Genomic DNA, 18,722 nt, shown 5'->3' with positions numbered 1-18,722 from the left:
TTTCCCATGAAAAATATCATAACCGCCTCAATTGACCATACGCGCACCGTACTAATGATCTTTGTATTATTGTTAGTTTCTGGTGCAGTCACTTATTTAAATATTCCGAAAGAATCGAATCCAGATGTGCCGATTCCATTTATCTACGTTTCAATCGTCCACGATGGTATCGCCCCTGAAGATGCTGAACGCATGCTTGTTAAGCCGATGGAAAGGGAGTTGCGATCCATTGACGGTCTAAAAGAAATGAAAGCCACCGCTGGTGAGGGCTTTGCCAGTATCACCATGGAATTTGTTGCTGGTTTTGACTCCAAAGAAGCCCTAGCGGACGTTCGTGATAAGGTCACTGTCGCGCGGGCTAAATTACCCGATGAGACTGAAGAGCCAACGATTCATGAAATTACCATGGCAGGTCAACAGGCTGTGTTAACCGTGGTGCTATCTGGTCCAGTGTCGGAAAGAGCGTTAATAACGACTGCCCGTGAGTTGCAAAATGGACTCGAAGGCATATCTGAAGTGCTCGAGGTCGACATCGGTGGTGATCGCGAAGATTTAGTCGAGATTATTGTCGATCCCTTGTTATTAGAGTCATACGGCCTTGATCAAACTGAAATCTTAACGCTCTTATCGCGTAATAATCGCTTGGTTCCTGCAGGGACTATGGATACTGGTGTTGGCAGTTTTGCAGTGAAAGTTCCTTCCGTATTCGAAAGTGTTAAGGATGTATTAGAGCAACCCATTAAGGTGGATGGTGACAGAGTCGTTACCTTTGAGGATGTGGCCCAGGTGCGCCGTTCCTATAAAGATCCGTCAGGTTTTGCGCGCTTAAATTCCCACCCTTCAGTGTCGGTGGAAGTCAAAAAGCGCCCCGGTGAGAACTTGCTGATTACCGTAGAAAAGGTTAAAGCATTTGTTGAACAAGCTCAAAAGTCTTCAGTTTGGCCCAACAGTGTGTCGGTAACCTACACAGGTGACCAGTCAATCAACATCAATATGATGCTGGGTGATTTACAGAATAATGTCACCAGTGCCATCGTTTTAGTGGCGATTGTCATCGTTGCTATATTGGGGGTGAGAACAGCGATCCTTGTTGGAGTATCTATACCGGGTTCATTTCTCACCGGAATTTTAGTCATTTCTCTGTTCGGTTATACCTTGAATATGGTTGTGTTATTTTCGCTGATTATGGCCGTGGGCATGTTAGTAGATGGTGCCATAGTTGTAACCGAATATGCCGATAGGTGTATGAGTGAAGGCCAGGATAAAAAAACGGCTTATAAAAGTGCTGCGCTGCGCATGGCGTGGCCGATAACCGCCTCTACAGCTACCACTTTGGCTGCATTTGCGCCCTTAATGTTTTGGCCGGGCGTTATGGGTGAATTTATGAAGTACTTACCTTTCACCTTGATTGCTGTTTTAACCGCGTCATTGCTGATGGCATTGGTATTTGTTCCTACTTTAGGGGCGGCTTTTGGTAAACCAAGATACATCAGTAGCAAAACTAGACAGCAACTTGAGCAAGCAGAAAATGGTGACATTAATACCCTCGAAGGTTACACCGGTCGTTATATTCGTTTCCTTTCAGTAGCTATCGCTCACCCCCTAAAAAGCGTATTAATTGCGGTTGCCTTTGCGGTAGTCACTTTTATTCTTTATGCATCCTCGGGTTTAGGTGTGGAGTTTTTTCCAAAAGCGGATAGCCAAGGCGTGAATATCACCGTGCGTTCCATTGGCGATTATTCGGTTTACGAAAAAGACAGTATTATCAAAGAAGTGGAAGCAAAATTAATTGATATGCCAGAAATCGAAACCTTGTATTCACGCTCAGGTGGGCAAGATCAAATTGGTACCCTTAGGTTGAACTTAGTTGATTGGCATTTGCGAGTACATTCTGATGAGATATTGAAAGAAGTTCAAAGCCGCATTGGCGATATGGCTGGACTTGATATGGAAGTTGCTCCTGATCAAGAAGGGCCGCAATCAGGTAAAGATTTACAAATCGAAATTTCCTCTCGGTTTCCTGAGTTACTCAATGATGCGGCAGTCACAATCCGTAAAGCCTTAGATGCAAATGATAAATTTACATCCATTGGCGACACCACTGCAAAACCTGGTATTGAGTGGCAATTAAAGGTAAATAGAAGTGATGCTGCCCGATTTGGGGCGGATGCAACCTTGGTAGGAAATACGGTGCAATTTGTGACGACAGGTTTACGAATTGGTGAGTATCGACCCGATGACGTCGACGATGAATTAGATATTCGTGTCAGGTTTCCCCGCACTGACAGATACATTGGAAAACTCGATGAATTAAGACTTAAAACGGCAAATGGTCTAGTCCCCATTAGTAATTTTGTTGAGCGCACTGCGCGCTTGAAAACCGACTTAATACGCCACGTTGATAGTAAACGAGTACTGCGGGTTGAAGCCAATATGGTGCCGGGTGAGTTATTAAGTATTGCCCTGCCTGAACTGCGAGAGCAGTTACCTACGCTGAATTTAGATCCTAGAGTCGAGATAACCATTAAAGGTCAAAATGAGCAACAAGATGAATCTCAAGCCTTTTTGATGAACGCTTTTTTGATAGCTTTGTTTGTAATGGCTATTATCCTGGTAACTCAGTTTAATAGTTTCTATCAGGCGTTTTTAATTTTAAGCGCAGTTATATTTTCAATTGTTGGTGTAGTGTTGGGCCTGCTCCTATTCCAAAAACCTTTTGGAATTGTGATGTCTGGTGTGGGTGTTATCGCGCTGGCTGGTATAGTGGTGAATAATAATATTGTACTCATTGATACTTACAATATATTGAAAAGCGAAGGGCTGAAAACCACCGAAGCTATATTGCGTACAGGGGCACAACGTTTAAGACCGGTAATGATGACTACAGTAACAACTATCTTAGGTTTATTACCTATGGTGATAGGGGTTAATATAGATTTTATCGGCCGCAATGTTGATATTGGTGGGCCTTCTACTGAATACTGGTCTCAGTTGGCTACTGCTGTTGCTGGTGGATTGGCTTTTGCTACTGTACTTACTTTAGTGTTGACTCCATGTATGTTGGCGTTTAAAGATAATCTTCGGTTATCTTCTAGCAAACCCCAGAACTAAATTCGAAAAAGTTATCTTGAATCGCGGGAATATCGTGCTTTAGAGCAGGTAAAGTGAGGTGTAAGACCTCACTTTTAAAGTAGGTTTGAGCTAAAATGCTTTTAGTTTAATTTAGACTGGTTTCTTTCTTTGAGTTCACTGTCGAATACGTCAGGAAAAACCACAATTCCTTCTTCATCTGGATTGGGGAATACCGCAATATTGACTCCATCTCCCTCTAATCCTCTGGTCCAGCGATCAAACCAGTCTGACAAGGTAATTGCTTTAGGTGTGCAATCGGCCCAATCTCCGGTAGCCCAATATTTAGCAAACTCTTCTGACGGCCAAACGGGAACACAGTCTTCATCTTCACTATTTAACATGACGCAACCATGCTCGTCAGTGAGGATCCAAATTTTTTGATTAATCGTTGCCTGAGTTAATAGATAGGCATGGCGTTTTTCTGGGGACATTTGAATAACATCGTGAAATTGCGAAGGCATAAATTTTTCCTTTTTTAAGGCATAAGTTAGCTACAAGAAAAATCCAAATTGATAGTAAAAAATTAAAACAGGTTAAACTGAATCAATGGATTAAATAGCACTACGAATATGCAAAGACTTATATCACTAAAACCCACACTGATACTAGCATTTAGGCGTGGAATTATGCGCCTATCTCGCAGCTACTATTAGGTAATGAGGTGGGTGTTGCGGATAATCTAGCGCAGTGATGCAAGGTTAAATGACTAGGATTTCACCACTGTGGCAATTATTCATGTCAGCTTGTTGATAGTGGGCACTAACTATCACTTGGCTTTGGACAATTATTTTCGTTTATGTTTTTGTCCTGCTCCCCAACCTATTATACCTGCACCAACAATCGCTCCTAACCAAGCAAATGGCATTATTTGCGGGTTGAGCTCTTTAGCAAATACGATTGTGAGCATTGACGATGCACATAACAGCCAGCCAAATAATTCTATTTTATTGAAATATTTAGTGACGAAGTTGGGCTTGTTGTCTGGCGGTTGGGTCATCTGAGTTACTTAGTTACGACGAATAAAAGTTGAGAAGGGGAATATGCCATAATTTTTCCCTTAGAATAACACTTTTGGGTAGATTAATTTTAGGCAACACAGCAATTATTGCGGCCTAATTTTTTCGCTTGATACATTGCACGGTCTGCACGACCAAGCCATTCGAAGGCGGTTTCATGGGGAGCATATTTAGCGGTTCCAACCGATATAGTGATGTTATGCTTTGCCAACCAGCCTTCATTTTCAATGGAAAAACGGAATTCTTCCGCTAATTTCATCGCTTCTTTTAGGGGCGTGTTGTCGGCAATAATGACGAACTCTTCTCCGCCAAAACGATATAGTTTGTCGGTCGAGCGAATACGCTTTTCGATGGTCTCTACAAATACCCTTAAAATATCATCACCTTTAGCATGGCCATAAGCATCATTAACCTTTTTAAAGTTATCTAAATCCATCAATATTAAGGATACAGGCAAACTTTGCTCTCTTCTTTGAAAAGCAATGACTTCCAGCAATTTTTGCTCCATAGCTCGTCTGTTGCCAGCACCTGTTAAGGGATCGCAAGTCGCTAACTCTGTTAATTGTTGCTGCTGTTTACGCATTCTATCTGAAAATGCATAGCTAAATAGCAATGTCGCTATGGCTGTAACATAGAATTCTAAGGCTAAAAATATAGTAAGTTGCTCGCGAAGAACATAGCCAATGGAGAGTAGAATTAAGATGCTGTAAATAGCTGCCATGTTGGCGGGTAATAAAAAAAACACCGCGGTGAGAGCCGGAAATATCCACATCAATTGGCTAATACCTTTGAGCAAAACCGTCACAAAAACAACAAACATGGATACAAAGGCGAGGATACGGCCAGGTAACTGGGTTGTATGGGTTCGATAGACATAAACAAAAAGAGAGCCCAAAGCGAAAACCGCAAATAAATCTAAGCAAGCGATAGCCCAATCTGATTCCATTATTCGATAGATGGCAAAGGGCAGTACGCCGATGGAACTTGCGCCACTAAGTGTCAGAATAATGCTTTCTTCAGCACTACGCTTTTTAATGGGGGCCGAATGCGTAATCATAATTTATTGCATCCTCCGTAATGCTTAACCCATTTAAAGATTATTTGCTTAAATTTAATACAGCATAACAAAGTATCAGACGACTACTTATGATTATTTACACTATATTAATTAACTTTAATAACTATCGATAAGGGTAAAGGTGTATGTATGGGCAATTAAATATGCCATTAATAACCTTTATTCCATTCCACTATATTTTGGAGCTTTTGCTGGGTTAAAAATAAATGCAAATTTTGTAGAAAAACTCTAGAAATTTCCTTCGGTTGAGAGATTGCTGCGGTATGCTGAGTGATATACAGGTTGTTCAGCTGCCAAAATAAATGTTCTTTTGGCAATGGCTCTTCAGTAAATACGTCTAGAACCGCAGCCTGTATCTGATTTTGCGTAAGAGCATCATACAACGCATTTTCATCAACAACTTGCCCTCTGCCAGCGTTAATTAAAATGCACTGGGGATTAAGTGAAGTCAAACACTCTTGGTTGATTATATTTTCAGTTTTGTTGGTATGCGGCAGCAATACAACTAAGTAATCCAAGCGATGGGCAAAGTTTTTCAGATGTTTAAGTGAATAAAATTCATCAACACAATCAAGGGAACGAGGGGTTTGAGCGATTCCAATGACTTCCATTCCGAAGTGCTTTGCTGTTTTGGCGACTTCCACTCCAATCGAGCCCATTCCAAGAATGCCAATGGTTTTTCCCTGTAACGAATTACAGTTTGGTTGAGACCAAGCCTGAGTCGATTGCAATTCTTTGAAGGTTTGAATTTTTCGCGAAAAATACAACAAATAACTAAATACATATTCTCGCATCTGCGAAACCAAAAACATTTTTTATACCAGTTAATTCAAAGGTTTGGGGGGCTTTATCGATAAAAGGTTTAATTCCAGCCCAAGTCGACTGAACCCATTGTACATTTGGACAATAGGGAAGTGCTGCGATACATAGTTCAGGTTCGCCTAATATAATGTTAACCCTGTGGCCATTGGTAATTAAGTTGGGGTCTTTTGGACAAATTTGCAGGCTAAGATTGGTTATTTTGGCCAGTTCAATTTGTTCTACATAATCCATTGCATCTCGGCTACAGATCAATATATCAGTCATTTTGTCGTCCTATAGTAAACTTAACTTTCCTATTTATATGCAATCCATTCAAAATTATATTTGGATTTGTGTTTATTTTGCCTTATATAATTACCTATTATTCATAAATAAGAAATAAATAACAGCTTGGTAAGTTGTATTATAAAAGGTAATCTTATGAATAGTGAGCAGCAAGCAAAACAAGCCAAATTACTTTCTCCAAGACGTAACACCAGTGAAGCCTCAGTATTGATGAACTTGCCTATGAGCAATTAGCGCATTTTGGTATAAAGCCCAATTCAGACTATGGTAAAGCATTGTTTGCCGTCGCCAAACATCTTTACTTAGCGCAAATTGATGTCAATAATCTTTGGACCATAACCAGTGAGACCTTAGACGGTTTAAGCAAAGAAGATAAGTTGGCTTATTTTAATGCTAAAAAGTTTCTATCATTTCAAATAGCTAAAATACTTGATACGCTACAAAACCCTTTTAGGGCGACTTATCAGAGCATGACTCCCCAATCTGGTTCGCAAGTTTCTAAAAGCCATTACCCATTGTTCGATAATATTCCGGCACTATTTTCAGCCACGCCGGTAATCGTTCGTACTGCGACTTATGTTTATGCTTGTACAGAATGGGTGGATGATGCTTTTCATGGCAAAGAGTTTACCCATCAAATATATTCAAGGTTACTTAATCCTACCAATATTTCATTAGCTAATGCCATTGTTGATTTAGAAGCGGGTCCGTATTCAGCAGACTATCTAGCGTGGAATTTCAATTCTGGAATGGCAGCTATAGACGCACTGCTTTCCAATGTCCTTTCTCATTCGGATATTTTAGTTGTTTCACGCAACGTTTACGGCGGGGTTTATCAACTGCTACATGACTATTTTGCCCGTGAAAATAGACTTGATATTCAGCTTGAGTGGTTTGATGGATATAGTGCAGAAGAATTTTCTATGTTTATTGAGCAGGTGAAATGTAACCATAAGCTCAGACTAGAAAAGCATAATTTACACGTTTATTTGGAATCACCCTGTAACCCCCATGGTCTGATATTAGATGTTGCTGGCATATGTGAAATAGCTCATCAAAATAATCATTTAGTAATGCTAGATGCAACCTTGGCGACGCCCATTTTACACCAACCCCTTCAACAAAAAGACAAAAGTAAACGACCCGATTATGTTGTGCACAGTTATACTAAAGATATATGTGGAACAGGAGCAACTACCGCCGGAGTTGTGATTGGCGAAGGCTATCGCATGTTTCAACCCAAAGGTAGTAGCGTCGATGGATTTGACTGGTCTCAAACGATGTTTTGGGACGTGTATTATATTAAAGGTGCGTTTCTAGACTCGGAAAAAGCCTTTGATGTATTAAGTGGTATGAAAACCTTAGAGCAAAGAATCATGAATAAGGTAATCAATACTCAAGTATTTAGTCAGTTTTTAGCCACTCACCCGTTATTTAATGTCAATAGCCATGCTTTACCAGATCATCCCAATGCTGCATTACGTGAAGAGCAAATGCGTCACGGTTGGCCATGTGCACTATTTACTATTGATCTTGAAAAAGCAGGCTTGAGTAGAGAAGTATTTGTGCGCTTCTTCGATGCACTTGAGCCAGCTTTTAGCCATCAGGTAAGTATTGGCCAAAACAACACTATTATTCTGTGTCCAGCATTGACCTCTCATTCGGAGTTATCTGCAAAGGAGCAGAAAAAAGGCGGAATTCATCTCACAACCATGCGCATTGCCATGGGAACCGATAATGTAAAAGCGCTTATTGCGCATATGATAAATAGTGCTAAATTGCACATTGATCCTAGTGTGGCTAATTTTAGTCAGCAATTTATGAGCGCAGATAAAATCGATGAATTGTATATGCAAATAACAACTAAAGTGTGCCAACAACACTACGCTTCAGGACCCAAAATACAGGCGTTAATTGATCAATAATGGCAGTTAGGGAGAGGTATGGTTAAAGGTGGTTTTACCTTTCCCTATGTAAAATTAGGCAAGGTTTGGCTGACTTGGTGTTCGTATACCAAAGCGGTTTCCACATGACTCACCTCTTGTCTTGCGGTAATCGCGTTAAATATGAAGTCTCTAAGGTGAGTGGAGTCTGCAACAGTGACATGCACAAAAAAATCATTTTCTCCTCCCAGATGAAATACATTTAACACTTCAGGCATTGGGAGCAGAGATTTTTGGAAGTTATCCACGGTAGCACGGTTATGATCTTTCAAACGCACCGAAATCATTGCTTGAATATGTCCACCAAGAGCATTTAAGTTAACTTGCATATTCAAGGTTTCGATAATGCCATCTGCCTGTAACTTTTTAATCCTTTCCAAACTTGAAGACGGTGCTAAATTAACTTTCATGGCGATGTCTTTATTGGTTAAACTAGGATCCGCGTACATGGCAGCCAAAATGTCTAAGTCTATTTTATCTAAAATTCGTTTTGGGCTTTTCACTTTATATCTTCAACTTAGTTGAGAGTTGTTAATGGGCAGGAAAATAGCCGCCTAAAACAGCTGGACGACTAGCTCCGGTAACCGAAGGTAAATTCCCTGGCATGTCTTGATTGAAGGCATATGCTAGCCAAGCAAACGCCACCGCTTCAACACTATCGGCTGAGATGCCTAAATCGTCTGTTGTATATAGATCAGTTTCAACTAATTCGTTTTCTATGCACTCCATTAAGAAGTCATTCTTTGCTCCACCACCACAAACGAAGACTTCTTCAACGCCTTGAAGCTGATTAACTTGTTGTGCAATAGAACAGGCTGTCAGCATGGCAAGGGTGGCTTGTACACATTCACTGGATACATTTTTAGCGTAGTCAGCAAGGTGTTGCTCTAACCACTGCAAGTGGAATAATTCTCTGCCGGTACTTTTCGGCGCGGGTAAAGCAAAAAATGGCTCATTGAGTAATTTCTGCAAAAGTTGAGCGTCGTGACTTCCTTTTGCTGCCCAAGATCCATTAGCATCATAAGCCTGATTCAAGTGTTTTTTGCACCATGCATCCATTAAAGTATTGCCAGGTCCGGTATCAAATCCTACTACAGGTTGCTTAGCATCACTGGGAATATGAGTAATATTCGCAATGCCACCAATATTGAGAATGACCCTCGAATGAAGATAATGACGAAATACAGCTTGATGAAATGCAGGTGTTAAAGGCGCTCCTTGGCCGCCCAATGCAATGTCTTTGCGTCTAAAGTCAGCAATAACATCGATGCCCGTCAATACGGCTATACTATTCGGATCGCCAATTTGGAGGGTAAATCCATTATTACCACTTGGATGATGTCGAATGGTTTGTCCGTGAGAACCAATTGCTGCGATTTTGGAGGCTGGTATTTCGTTTTTTAACATAATATCATTGACTGCATGGGCAAACGCTTCTGCAACTTGGCGGTCAGCCTGTCCCATAGCCACTACTTCATTGGTAGCACTGGCGCACAATGAGTTTAATGTGCGCACTAATTCAGGAGGGTAGTCATAGGTTTTACTATCTATGATAGTGGGTTTAATTTTGGAAAAGTCTACTAGCGCTACATCAACACCATCCATACTGGTGCCAGACATCAAGCCTACGTAAAGGTTTGACATAATGCTCCTAATTCTAACGGTTTATTGCAAGCATAATTCGTTTTGTGTTGTTAAGTTGACTCACTCGTTTTTCTGCAATCTTTGCAAATTGCGCCGCTTTCGATTTTGCAATTGGCTGCGCTTTAGGTAAGGTCACAGTACGCGGATTTCTGTGTACTCCGTTCACCAAAAATTCATAATGTAAATGTGGGCCTGAAGCTAATCCAGTAGAACCTACGTAACCAATTAGCTGTCCTTGTTTTACTGTTTGCCCTTTTTTTACGGCTCGTTTGGTGAAGTGCAAGTATTTGGTCACATATTTTTCACCGTGCTGAATAAACACGTGGTTGCCATTGTATTTGTCATAGGTCGAACGAATCACTTTACCGTCACCTGCGGCAATGACTGGCGTACCTTTGTTAGCGGCATAATCAACACCCCTGTGGGCTTTCCAGCGTTTCTGAACGGGATGGAATCGTCGTTTCTTAAAACTTGAGCTTATGTATTTAAAATTGACTGGGGCACGCAAAAAGCTCTTGCGCATACTTCGTCCTTCAGGTGTGTAGTAGTTACCATCGTCATATAATATGGCAGTGAACGCTTCACCCTGATTGATAAATTCTGCAGCGACTATTTTTCCGCTTTCAACATATTCACCGTCGACAAAATGTTCTTCAAATACCACGTTAAAGCTATCACCTTCACGCAAGCCTAAAGCGAAGTCGATATCCCAACCAAAAATACCAGCTAAACTCATAATATGTTTTTCTGATAAATTGGCTTTTACTGCGGCATTCCAAAAGTTATTTTTTATTTCACCCTGGGCATAATTTAAACGTGTGTCCAGCTGTTTACTCTCAATGCTACTTGCAAAGCTATTCGCTTCTTGACGTTTAATATGTAAGGTTTGCGTAGCAGATAGCTCGTAGCTTAAAGATTCAAGTTTTCCTTGATCGTCGATTAATAGTTGCAAACTTTGACCGGGGCGCATTTTCAGTAGTCTTTTCGCGTCTTTGCCAGCATTACTTACATAATAGGTTTCTTGAGGGGTCAGTTTAGCTCGTTTAAAAATTTTTGCTAAGGTGTCGCCTTTAGTCACTTTAAATGTTTGCCATTGCAAAGGCTCATCATCTAAAGCTTGTGCTAATTGTTTTGGGGTATTTACGATAAGTGGTACGTCGTAGCGTTTACCCACTTCTAAAATTTGACTGTTTTTGGATGCTTTAGCAGATTCAGTCGGGATGAATAACAAGAGTAAGAAGAATAACGCAAAGCCAGATAATAAGGCTTTGTGTTTGGTTGGTAAGCGTTTTAAAGTTCTTTGTACCACTGTAACGAATGTCTCTAATTAGTTAGCTAAGTTGAGAATATAACGATTTTAGTTACTTTTCTAGTTTGAGGTCGAAAAATAACCAGTTATATGAGCATGTTACAGGATACATGATTATATAAAAATATACAGAATTCCTTTCACTATCGACTCTGCATGGGTAAAATGCGCGGCTGATAAAAACTAATGTGTTAAAATTGAGGTAGCAAAATGACAAATTGGCAGGACGCAATTCGTGAGATTAAGCGCGGAGCGGACGAAATTTTGATCGAAGAAGAACTCATTGCCAAGTTAAAAGAGGGCAAACCTCTAAAAATTAAAGCTGGCTTTGATCCTACTGCACCCGATTTGCATCTAGGCCACACCGTCTTAATCAATAAACTTCGAACGTTTCAGGAGTTCGGTCATGAGATTATTTTCTTAATCGGTGACTTTACCGGCATGATCGGTGATCCAACTGGTAAGAATGTAACTAGAAAACCGCTGAGTCGAGAAGAAATTATCGCTAACGCTGAAACCTATAAAGAGCAAGTGTTTAAAATTCTCGACCCTGAGAAAACCACCGTACGGTTTAATTCAGAGTGGATGGATAAATTAGGTGCAGCGGGTTTAATTAAGTTGGCCGCAAGACAAACTGTCGCTCGCATGCTAGAAAGAGACGACTTCAAAAAGCGTTATAACAATGGCCAACCTATCGCAATTCATGAATTTCTGTATCCTCTAGTACAAGGCTGGGATTCAGTGGCATTGCAATCTGACGTAGAACTGGGTGGGACCGACCAGCGATTTAATTTGTTGATGGGACGCGAGCTACAAAAATCTGAAGGTCAGTCACAACAGACTGTGTTAATGATGCCACTACTTGAAGGTTTGGATGGCGTACAAAAGATGTCGAAATCATTAGGTAATTATATTGGCATAACTGATACACCTAACGATATGTTTGGCAAAATTATGTCTATTTCCGATGAACTCATGTGGCGTTATTTTGATTTGCTAAGTTTTAGACCCCTTAGTGACATTGCACAATTGAAAGAGTCTGTTGAGGGGGGAGCTAACCCGAGAGATATAAAGATTGAATTGGCGAAAGAAATTATAGCCCGTTTTCACTCTCAGGAAGCAGCCGAAGGAGCTCATCAAGACTTTATCCAACGATTCCAAAAAAATGCCATTCCGGACGATATTCTCGAAGTTACAATAGCTGGTGAAGGCGAAGGCATGCCCATCGCTAATCTATTAAAAGAAGCAAACTTAGTGGGTTCTACGTCTGAAGCTATGCGTATGATTAAACAAGGTGCTGTTAAAATTGATGGTAATAAAGTTGAAGATACGCGCTTATTGATCTCTCGCAATAGCGAAGGGGTTTATCAGGTAGGTAAACGCAAATTTGCGAAAGTAACCGTAGATTAAATTTTATCTACCTTAATGCTAGGTGCAATCGCTAATTAGGCACTCACTAGAAACATAATTGTCGTTGTTAGCTAGTGAGCGCTGAGTTTTCTAATCTCTAAGTGAAGCGAAAGCGTAGTAAGCGCCGAGTCCAGCTCGTCGAAATTGGGCAAATGGAAACTTTGGAAGCTGGCTTTGCCAGAATGGCAAGTCTGGTAAACTTTCAGGTTCACAAATACTTTGAGCTAAACGTTTTCCAGCCAATGTGGAAAAGGCCAGTCCAGAACCACAATATCCCATTGAATAATAAATACCTTTGTCATCACTGTGATTGATTCGAGGATAATTGTCGTAAGTGGCGCTCACCCAGCCACTCCAAAAATGCTCAACCTCAACTGTACTTAACACAGGGAAAGTATTCTTCAGGCCGTCTAACAAGCGCTTTTTGATGATAGGTTTATCGGCATTCTTACCTTGAATAGCGCCACGACCTCCAAATAGAATTCTATTGTCCGGTAACAGTCGATAGTAATATTTCATTCTGCGAGTATCCATTGCCATCAAGCCAGTTTTAAGACCAATACTGCTAAGTTCAGAGTCGGTTAGCGGGCGAGTTACAATAATGCTAGATAGTACAGGGAAGTGACGATGATTAACGAGCTTGTGCATTTTAGTGCCAGTATATCCATTAGTGGCAATAATCACCTTTTCAGCGGTTACTCGACCATTTTGAGTATACAAACAATGATGATTAGATTTTTGTTGCCATTTTTTGACCGGCGAGTTTGAGAATACTTTAACGCCGGCTTTACTTGCCATTTCATAATAGCCTAAAACTAATTTCATAGGGTTAACGGCAAAGCTTTTGTCAAAATAGATACCACCATACATGTTGCCACTTCTCAAAAATGAGTTGCTGACATCTTGGCTGCAAATAAACTTAACGGACTCACCATAACGTTCCCTTAATTTGTCGGCCTGCTTCCTTAATGTTTCAACTTTGGTTCTCTTGTGAGCCAGCTTTAGGTAGCCGCCAGCGGTTTTGTCACAGTCTATATTTCCCTGCTCGATAAGATCGTTAACAGTGTCAATGGAAGTCATGTATTCATGGAAAACACCTTGAGCTGTGGCTTCCCCCCATTTATTTTCCATATCGAATAAAGAAAGGCGACCTGTGCCAGGCAAGACAAAGCCCGCGTTTCGACCGCTGCATCCCCAACCAGGCTCATTGGCATCAATTACTACCACTGATTTACCATATTTCTTAGCTAAGTGATATGCGGAAGAAAGGCCTGTATACCCTGCGCCAATAATAGCAATATCTGCTTGTATATCATTGACTAAAGATGTGGTTTCTGGAAATTTTTCGATACTGTTAGCCCAATATGAATTTGGGTATTGCTGATAAGATTTGGGATATGGTTCAACGATAGGATCATACATATTTGATTAAATACTTATTGTCATGTGTCGCTTACAAAAAATTGAGTTTCAAATTACTAGGGAGAACACGTACATTAAGATCAAATTATTTGTCTTCTTTATTACGTGTTAGCAAACTCAAGAATAAAAGTGCTAGAAATTTAAAAGCATCTCAGCGGCAACGCATTCACAGGATTCGTTGCAAATTGGGCATATATACCCATCTTCGAAACAGCTAGATTGCCATTTTCCAGGATGCCGCTTAATTAACTTTCCGCCACATTTAGAAAAATACCTAAACGCGCTATTGCCTGGGCTTGCAAGCCAAATGTGTGCCAGACCGGCCGAAGCCCCTTGTTCTTGCGCTTTTTGAATGGATAAAGATAGTAGTTTCGAACCAATACCCGCCCCACGGTAGTTGCTATCTACGGTATTGCACTTGAAGTAACAAACTTGCTCTGCAGGAGTATTCCATTGAAGTGGTGTACACCATTCATCGGGTTGCCAATTGTTTGCAGCTATTGTTAGTCTGAATCCAATTATTTTGTCTCCTTTTAGAGACACGAAACTTGCGTTTACGTTATTTTGAAAGGATTGAGTGAAGAGTTTTTCTAAGCCTTCCTCATTGAGATAATTGTCTCCATGAACATGATTGCCTAATGCTAAAACGCGTTCGAAGTGACAGGGTTCTAGGGAACAAAATTGAATTTCATGGTTATTGATTGGTTTCACTGGTGGACTCTAATTGTTTTAACACTGAGTGAACGAAACTGACACATTGTTGATAATCATCAAAAATTCTATCGTCCAACGATGTTGGATTATTAGCATCCTCGCGAATACGTCGAATTTGTTCTCTTGATAAAGCGGTTCCCATGCAATAAGCATCTACTATGCAGCCCGCTTGTTCTGTCTTTTGATGAGTTAGGTGGACGACACCAGTTGCGTCATCAGTGTAGGCCTGACACGCAGAAAAGTCGCCGACATATGCAAAATATTTATCTGGTATGGAATCCAAAATTTTGCTCAGGTCACGATCGTACTGAGTAGCTAATTGAACTCCAATGGGGCCAGTGACAACACCGGTTAATATCCTGTCTTTGTAGGATAAGCTGTAACTCGCATATCTATCTCTTCCTGAGTATACCGTCATCATTTCTCTTTGGGTTATAAGTTTCAGATTTCAGTATGTTAATAATAGCACTTAACAAGAGTTTTCAAATATGGGATGCAAGGAATTAGACTAAAGTTGGTTTATAACTGACTGTTATTGAGTGTTGCAAATAACAGTCAGTCGGTGTGTTTTTGTGTTAAAAGTGCTTAAAGTTTAGATTAATAGCGATAAGCATCGTTTTTATAAGGGCCATTTGGGGGAACATTGATGTAATCTGCTTGTTGTTGGGTTAATTTGGTGATTACCCCACCAAAACCTTCCACCATATATCTGGCGACTTCTTCATCAAGATGTTTCGGCAGAACCTCTACCCGTAATAGTTGAGCTTTTTCGCTATCGTTTAGGTTTGCATAACCTTGTTCAAACAACAGAATTTGGGCTAACACTTGGTTCGCAAAAGATCCATCCATGATCCGAGAAGGGTGACCGGTGGCATTACCTAAATTAACCAAACGTCCCTCAGATAATAAAATCAGGTGATCCTGTTCATCTTCGCTTCTAAAGACTTTATGAACTTGTGGTTTAATTTCATCCCAACGCCAATTTTTACGCATAAAAGCTGTATCGATTTCATTATCAAAATGCCCGATGTTACAAACCACAGCACCGGATTTAAGCGATTGTAGAATGTTGGAGTCACATACATTCACATTACCCGTGGTGGTGACGACTAAATCGATGGTACTGAGTAACGAAGTGTCAATATCTTCAATTTTACCGCTATTGTTACCGTCAATATAAGGAGAAACTAGTTCAAACCCATCCATACAGGCTTGCATGGCACATATTGGGTCAACTTCGGCTACCCGCACAATCATTCCCTCTTGCCGAAGTGACTGGGAAGAGCCTTTGCCTACATCACCATAGCCGATGACCAGTGCTTTTTTACCCGCCATTAAATGGTCTATTGCTCGCTTAATGGCATCATTTAGACTATGCCGACATCCATATTTATTGTCATTTTTGGATTTAGTGACCGAATCATTCACGTTAATTGCAGGGACTTTAAGGGTACCTGCTTCTAACATTTCTAATAGGCGATGAACCCCTGTGGTGGTTTCTTCTGTGATGCCGTGAACATTATTTAACACCTCAGGGTACTTATCGTGGAGCATTTGGGTTAAATCACCGCCATCATCCAGAACCATGTTCGCTTTCCAAGGTGAACCATCTTTTAATATGGTTTGCTCCAAACACCACTCGTATTCTTCTTCTGTTTCACCTTTCCAAGCGTATACCGGCACTCCTGCAGCAACAATCGCCGCTGCCGCTTGGTCTTGAGTAGAAAAAATATTGCAAGAAGACCAACGGACATTGGCACCTAAATCCACTAAGGTCTCTATGAGTACTCCGGTTTGAATCGTCATATGTATGCAACCGAGAATATTAGCGCCTTTTAAAGGTTGAGAGGCTCGATATTTTTCGCGGATCTTCATCAATGCGGGCATTTCGCTTTCAGCAATGGCGAGTTCTTTGCGTCCCCAAGCCGCTAAATTAATATCTGCGACTTTATAATCGCCGGTAACCATGACATGATTTTCTTGATTCATATAAACTTCCGATTTAACTAAAGTGAAAGGTAAGTCGTTTTTATAATGTAATTATTAAAGTATAGGCTTTTATTATTAACTGGTAAATTAAACTACAGCCTGTTTAATTGTGTTAGTAAACATTATAGGAAAGGAATTCGTAAAAAGAGCAGTTAATTTAATTTATAGATGACAGCCAAGATTAAGCCAATGACGGTTAACAAAATCAATAAGCTTTGGTTCATTGCTTGCCAGCTTCGTTGTAAGTCGGCGTAACGGACTTCTCGACTTGCGCCAACCCGGGGTGAGCGAACTTTAATGCTTTGATAGATAGCTGGGCCACCTAGTTGCAGACCCAAACCACCACCAATAACCGCTTTAATATAACTATTGATGTTTGCTTTTTGGGGAACGGATTTAACGCCTTTACATACCCCCGCTGGGTTAGACGAGACTAAAAAGATCAAGGTGAAGATGAGCTGGGGTAGGAAACAAAATAATTGAGTCACTAATGCGATAGGGAGGCCAAACTGACGGTTTTTTGGGAGCTTCATATTCCAAATTTGATTTAACTCAAATAATATACGAATGATTAAGGCTAGTAGTCCTCCGCCTAATAAGTACCAAAATATGACGGCTATTTGATGATATATAAATCGCTGGTTTAATGATTCTATAGCAGCTTTTGCAATTCCCATGGGTGAAAGGGTGCTTGTATCGCGTAGCACAATTTCATTTAAATGATGTCTCGCCAAATGCTTTTTTTCTGACTTTAAAGCCTTTTGTAGCCCTTTGAAATGACGCCGCACGGGTTGAAACTGAATGGCCACAAATAACATCACGGCGTCAAAAAAAAGCGGATATTCTGCAAGAAATAATGGTATCGAAATGATAACCAGTATTGGAGCCAACAGTACGATGATAGCCAAACTACCAGAAATACGCTGCTGTGCAGGACTTCTTGGGGCTTTCGGGTTGACTCTTGCAGCTAGGTTGGTCGCCATCAGCCGCAATAAAGTCAAGGGATGTGCTTTTTCTGGCCACGGAATCAACCACTCTAATAGCAAGGCGGTTATGATTACCAATAAAGGTAAAAAACCGGATTGCTGAAGGGCTTCATACATAGCCATCATAGGATTAGCTCTGCTGCAGAGCCAATTCTGCAATCATACTCATCACTAGCTCTGCAGAGTTTTTGGCGGCTTGATCAATGTATGATGTAAAAGAAACAGACGAGGTTTGTCCGGCAATATCGGATAGGGAACGAATTACAACAAAGGGCGTATCTAGCATGTAGCATGTCTGGCCGATGGCGGCACCTTCCATTTCTACCGCTCGCATATCAGGAAATAGATCGCGTAAACGCGATGCAGCATCATCACAACCAATAAATGAATCACCAGTACAGATTAAACCCCGTTTACTTTTCACATGAACCACGTCTTTAGCGGCGTGCTCTGCAGCTTCGATCAAACGTTGCTCACATGGGAAGATGGCAGGCATACCATAGGTTTGTCCACGTTCATAACCAAAGTGAGTTAGGTCTACATCGTGGTGTTGAACACTTGTGCCTATTACTAGGTCGCCAATACTGAGATCTTTATCAAATCCTCCTGCAGAGCCGGTGTTTACAACAAAGTCAGGAGCGAAACGGTCTATTAGTATAGTTGTGGCAACGGATGCGGCAACTTTGCCTATTCCGCATTTTACAACTACAACATCGACGCCATTTAACTGTCCAGAATAAAAATTAAGGTGTGCGTACTCAGATACTTCTACGTTTTCAAGAGTTTCTTTTAGCAATGCTACTTCTTGATCCATAGCGCCTAGAATTGCTATTTTCATGATACTTTTAGTTAGTTGAATTTGCGCGGATTTTAATATTTACCGACTCAAAATGCGAGGGTTGAGGCAAGATAATATGAAAAGAAAATAATTCGTGGATTGAAAATCGCCCTTTGTTGATTTTTTATCCAAAG

16 protein-coding genes and 1 pseudogene are annotated in these 18,722 nt (G+C 40.7%); 3 read left to right on the top strand and 14 right to left on the bottom strand.

The window, feature by feature from the left end:
- The first annotated feature begins 6 nt into the window (after window positions 1-6).
- Window positions 7-3,111: an efflux RND transporter permease subunit gene (locus AB6T38_RS16165; protein ID WP_372548286.1), complete on the top strand. Its 3,105-nt coding sequence runs from the start codon at window positions 7-9 to the stop codon at window positions 3,109-3,111.
- A gap of 101 nt (window positions 3,112-3,212) precedes the next feature.
- On the opposite strand, the gene AB6T38_RS16160 is transcribed toward AB6T38_RS16165, so the two are convergent.
- The 5 genes from AB6T38_RS16160 to AB6T38_RS16140 all read right to left on the bottom strand — a co-directional run bounded on the left by AB6T38_RS16160 (window position 3,213) and on the right by AB6T38_RS16140 (window position 6,312).
- Window positions 3,213-3,593, bottom strand: coding sequence for a DUF2750 domain-containing protein (locus AB6T38_RS16160; protein WP_372548285.1), 381 nt, complete (start codon window positions 3,591-3,593; stop codon window positions 3,213-3,215).
- A gap of 323 nt (window positions 3,594-3,916) precedes the next feature.
- The gene (locus AB6T38_RS16155; RefSeq protein WP_372548284.1) at window positions 3,917-4,129 is read right to left on the bottom strand and encodes a hypothetical protein; all 213 of its coding nucleotides are present in this window, start codon (window positions 4,127-4,129) and stop codon (window positions 3,917-3,919) included.
- Window positions 4,130-4,218: 89 nt separating this feature from the next.
- Complete coding sequence (locus AB6T38_RS16150; protein WP_372548283.1) at window positions 4,219-5,205, bottom strand: GGDEF domain-containing protein; 987 nt, start codon at window positions 5,203-5,205, stop codon at window positions 4,219-4,221.
- 170 nt (window positions 5,206-5,375) lie between these two features.
- Window positions 5,376-6,020, bottom strand: a complete 645-nt coding sequence (locus AB6T38_RS16145; RefSeq protein ID WP_372548282.1) for an NAD(P)-dependent oxidoreductase — start codon at window positions 6,018-6,020, stop codon at window positions 5,376-5,378.
- Window positions 6,001-6,312, bottom strand: coding sequence for a hypothetical protein (locus tag AB6T38_RS16140; protein WP_372548281.1), 312 nt, complete (start codon window positions 6,310-6,312; stop codon window positions 6,001-6,003). Before AB6T38_RS16140 ends, AB6T38_RS16145 begins: the two co-directional genes overlap by 20 nt.
- A gap of 156 nt (window positions 6,313-6,468) precedes the next feature.
- Here AB6T38_RS16140 and AB6T38_RS16135 point away from each other — a divergent pair.
- Window positions 6,469-8,258, top strand: a pseudogene (locus AB6T38_RS16135) (PLP-dependent aspartate aminotransferase family protein).
- A 44-nt stretch (window positions 8,259-8,302) separates the two neighbouring features.
- Here AB6T38_RS16135 and AB6T38_RS16130 read toward each other — a convergent pair.
- From AB6T38_RS16130 to AB6T38_RS16120, 3 genes are read right to left on the bottom strand one after another with little or no spacing between them, the layout of a single operon-like run.
- Window positions 8,303-8,779, bottom strand: coding sequence for an Lrp/AsnC family transcriptional regulator (locus AB6T38_RS16130; RefSeq protein WP_372548280.1), 477 nt, complete (start codon window positions 8,777-8,779; stop codon window positions 8,303-8,305).
- 28 nt (window positions 8,780-8,807) lie between these two features.
- Window positions 8,808-9,920: an anhydro-N-acetylmuramic acid kinase gene (locus AB6T38_RS16125; RefSeq protein ID WP_372548279.1), complete on the bottom strand. Its 1,113-nt coding sequence runs from the start codon at window positions 9,918-9,920 to the stop codon at window positions 8,808-8,810.
- 13 nt (window positions 9,921-9,933) lie between these two features.
- Window positions 9,934-11,229 (bottom strand): peptidoglycan DD-metalloendopeptidase family protein, encoded by a 1,296-nt coding sequence (locus tag AB6T38_RS16120; protein WP_372548278.1) that lies wholly within the window; start codon window positions 11,227-11,229, stop codon window positions 9,934-9,936.
- 210 nt (window positions 11,230-11,439) lie between these two features.
- Here AB6T38_RS16120 and tyrS point away from each other — a divergent pair, with 210 nt between their 5' ends.
- Complete coding sequence (gene tyrS, locus AB6T38_RS16115) at window positions 11,440-12,639, top strand: tyrosine--tRNA ligase (RefSeq protein WP_372548277.1); 1,200 nt, start codon at window positions 11,440-11,442, stop codon at window positions 12,637-12,639.
- Between the two features lie 90 nt (window positions 12,640-12,729).
- On the opposite strand, the gene AB6T38_RS16110 is transcribed toward tyrS, so the two are convergent.
- The 6 genes from AB6T38_RS16110 to AB6T38_RS16085 form a co-directional block, all read right to left on the bottom strand.
- Window positions 12,730-14,061: an NAD(P)/FAD-dependent oxidoreductase gene (locus tag AB6T38_RS16110; RefSeq protein ID WP_372548275.1), complete on the bottom strand. Its 1,332-nt coding sequence runs from the start codon at window positions 14,059-14,061 to the stop codon at window positions 12,730-12,732.
- A 132-nt stretch (window positions 14,062-14,193) separates the two neighbouring features.
- Window positions 14,194-14,772, bottom strand: coding sequence for a GNAT family N-acetyltransferase (locus AB6T38_RS16105; RefSeq protein ID WP_372548274.1), 579 nt, complete (start codon window positions 14,770-14,772; stop codon window positions 14,194-14,196).
- Entirely contained in the window at window positions 14,756-15,193 is a 438-nt protein-coding gene (locus tag AB6T38_RS16100) for a hypothetical protein (protein WP_372548273.1), read from the bottom strand. Before AB6T38_RS16100 ends, AB6T38_RS16105 begins: the two co-directional genes overlap by 17 nt.
- A gap of 179 nt (window positions 15,194-15,372) precedes the next feature.
- A complete protein-coding gene (gene ahcY / locus AB6T38_RS16095) occupies window positions 15,373-16,764 on the bottom strand; it encodes an adenosylhomocysteinase (protein ID WP_372548272.1) in 1,392 nt (463 codons plus the stop codon).
- Between the two features lie 152 nt (window positions 16,765-16,916).
- Complete coding sequence (locus AB6T38_RS16090; RefSeq protein WP_372548270.1) at window positions 16,917-17,876, bottom strand: cobalamin biosynthesis protein; 960 nt, start codon at window positions 17,874-17,876, stop codon at window positions 16,917-16,919.
- A 4-nt stretch (window positions 17,877-17,880) separates the two neighbouring features.
- Window positions 17,881-18,588, bottom strand: a complete 708-nt coding sequence (locus tag AB6T38_RS16085) for a 5'-methylthioadenosine/adenosylhomocysteine nucleosidase (protein WP_372548269.1) — start codon at window positions 18,586-18,588, stop codon at window positions 17,881-17,883.
- Between the last annotated feature and the right edge of the window lie 134 nt (window positions 18,589-18,722).

The sequence above is a fragment of the Aliiglaciecola sp. SL4 genome, from assembly GCF_041538045.1.
Lineage (GTDB): Bacteria > Pseudomonadota > Gammaproteobacteria > Enterobacterales > Alteromonadaceae > Aliiglaciecola.
The sequence above is the reverse complement of the archived record's forward strand: the minus strand, read 5'-3'. Positions and strand labels throughout refer to the sequence as shown.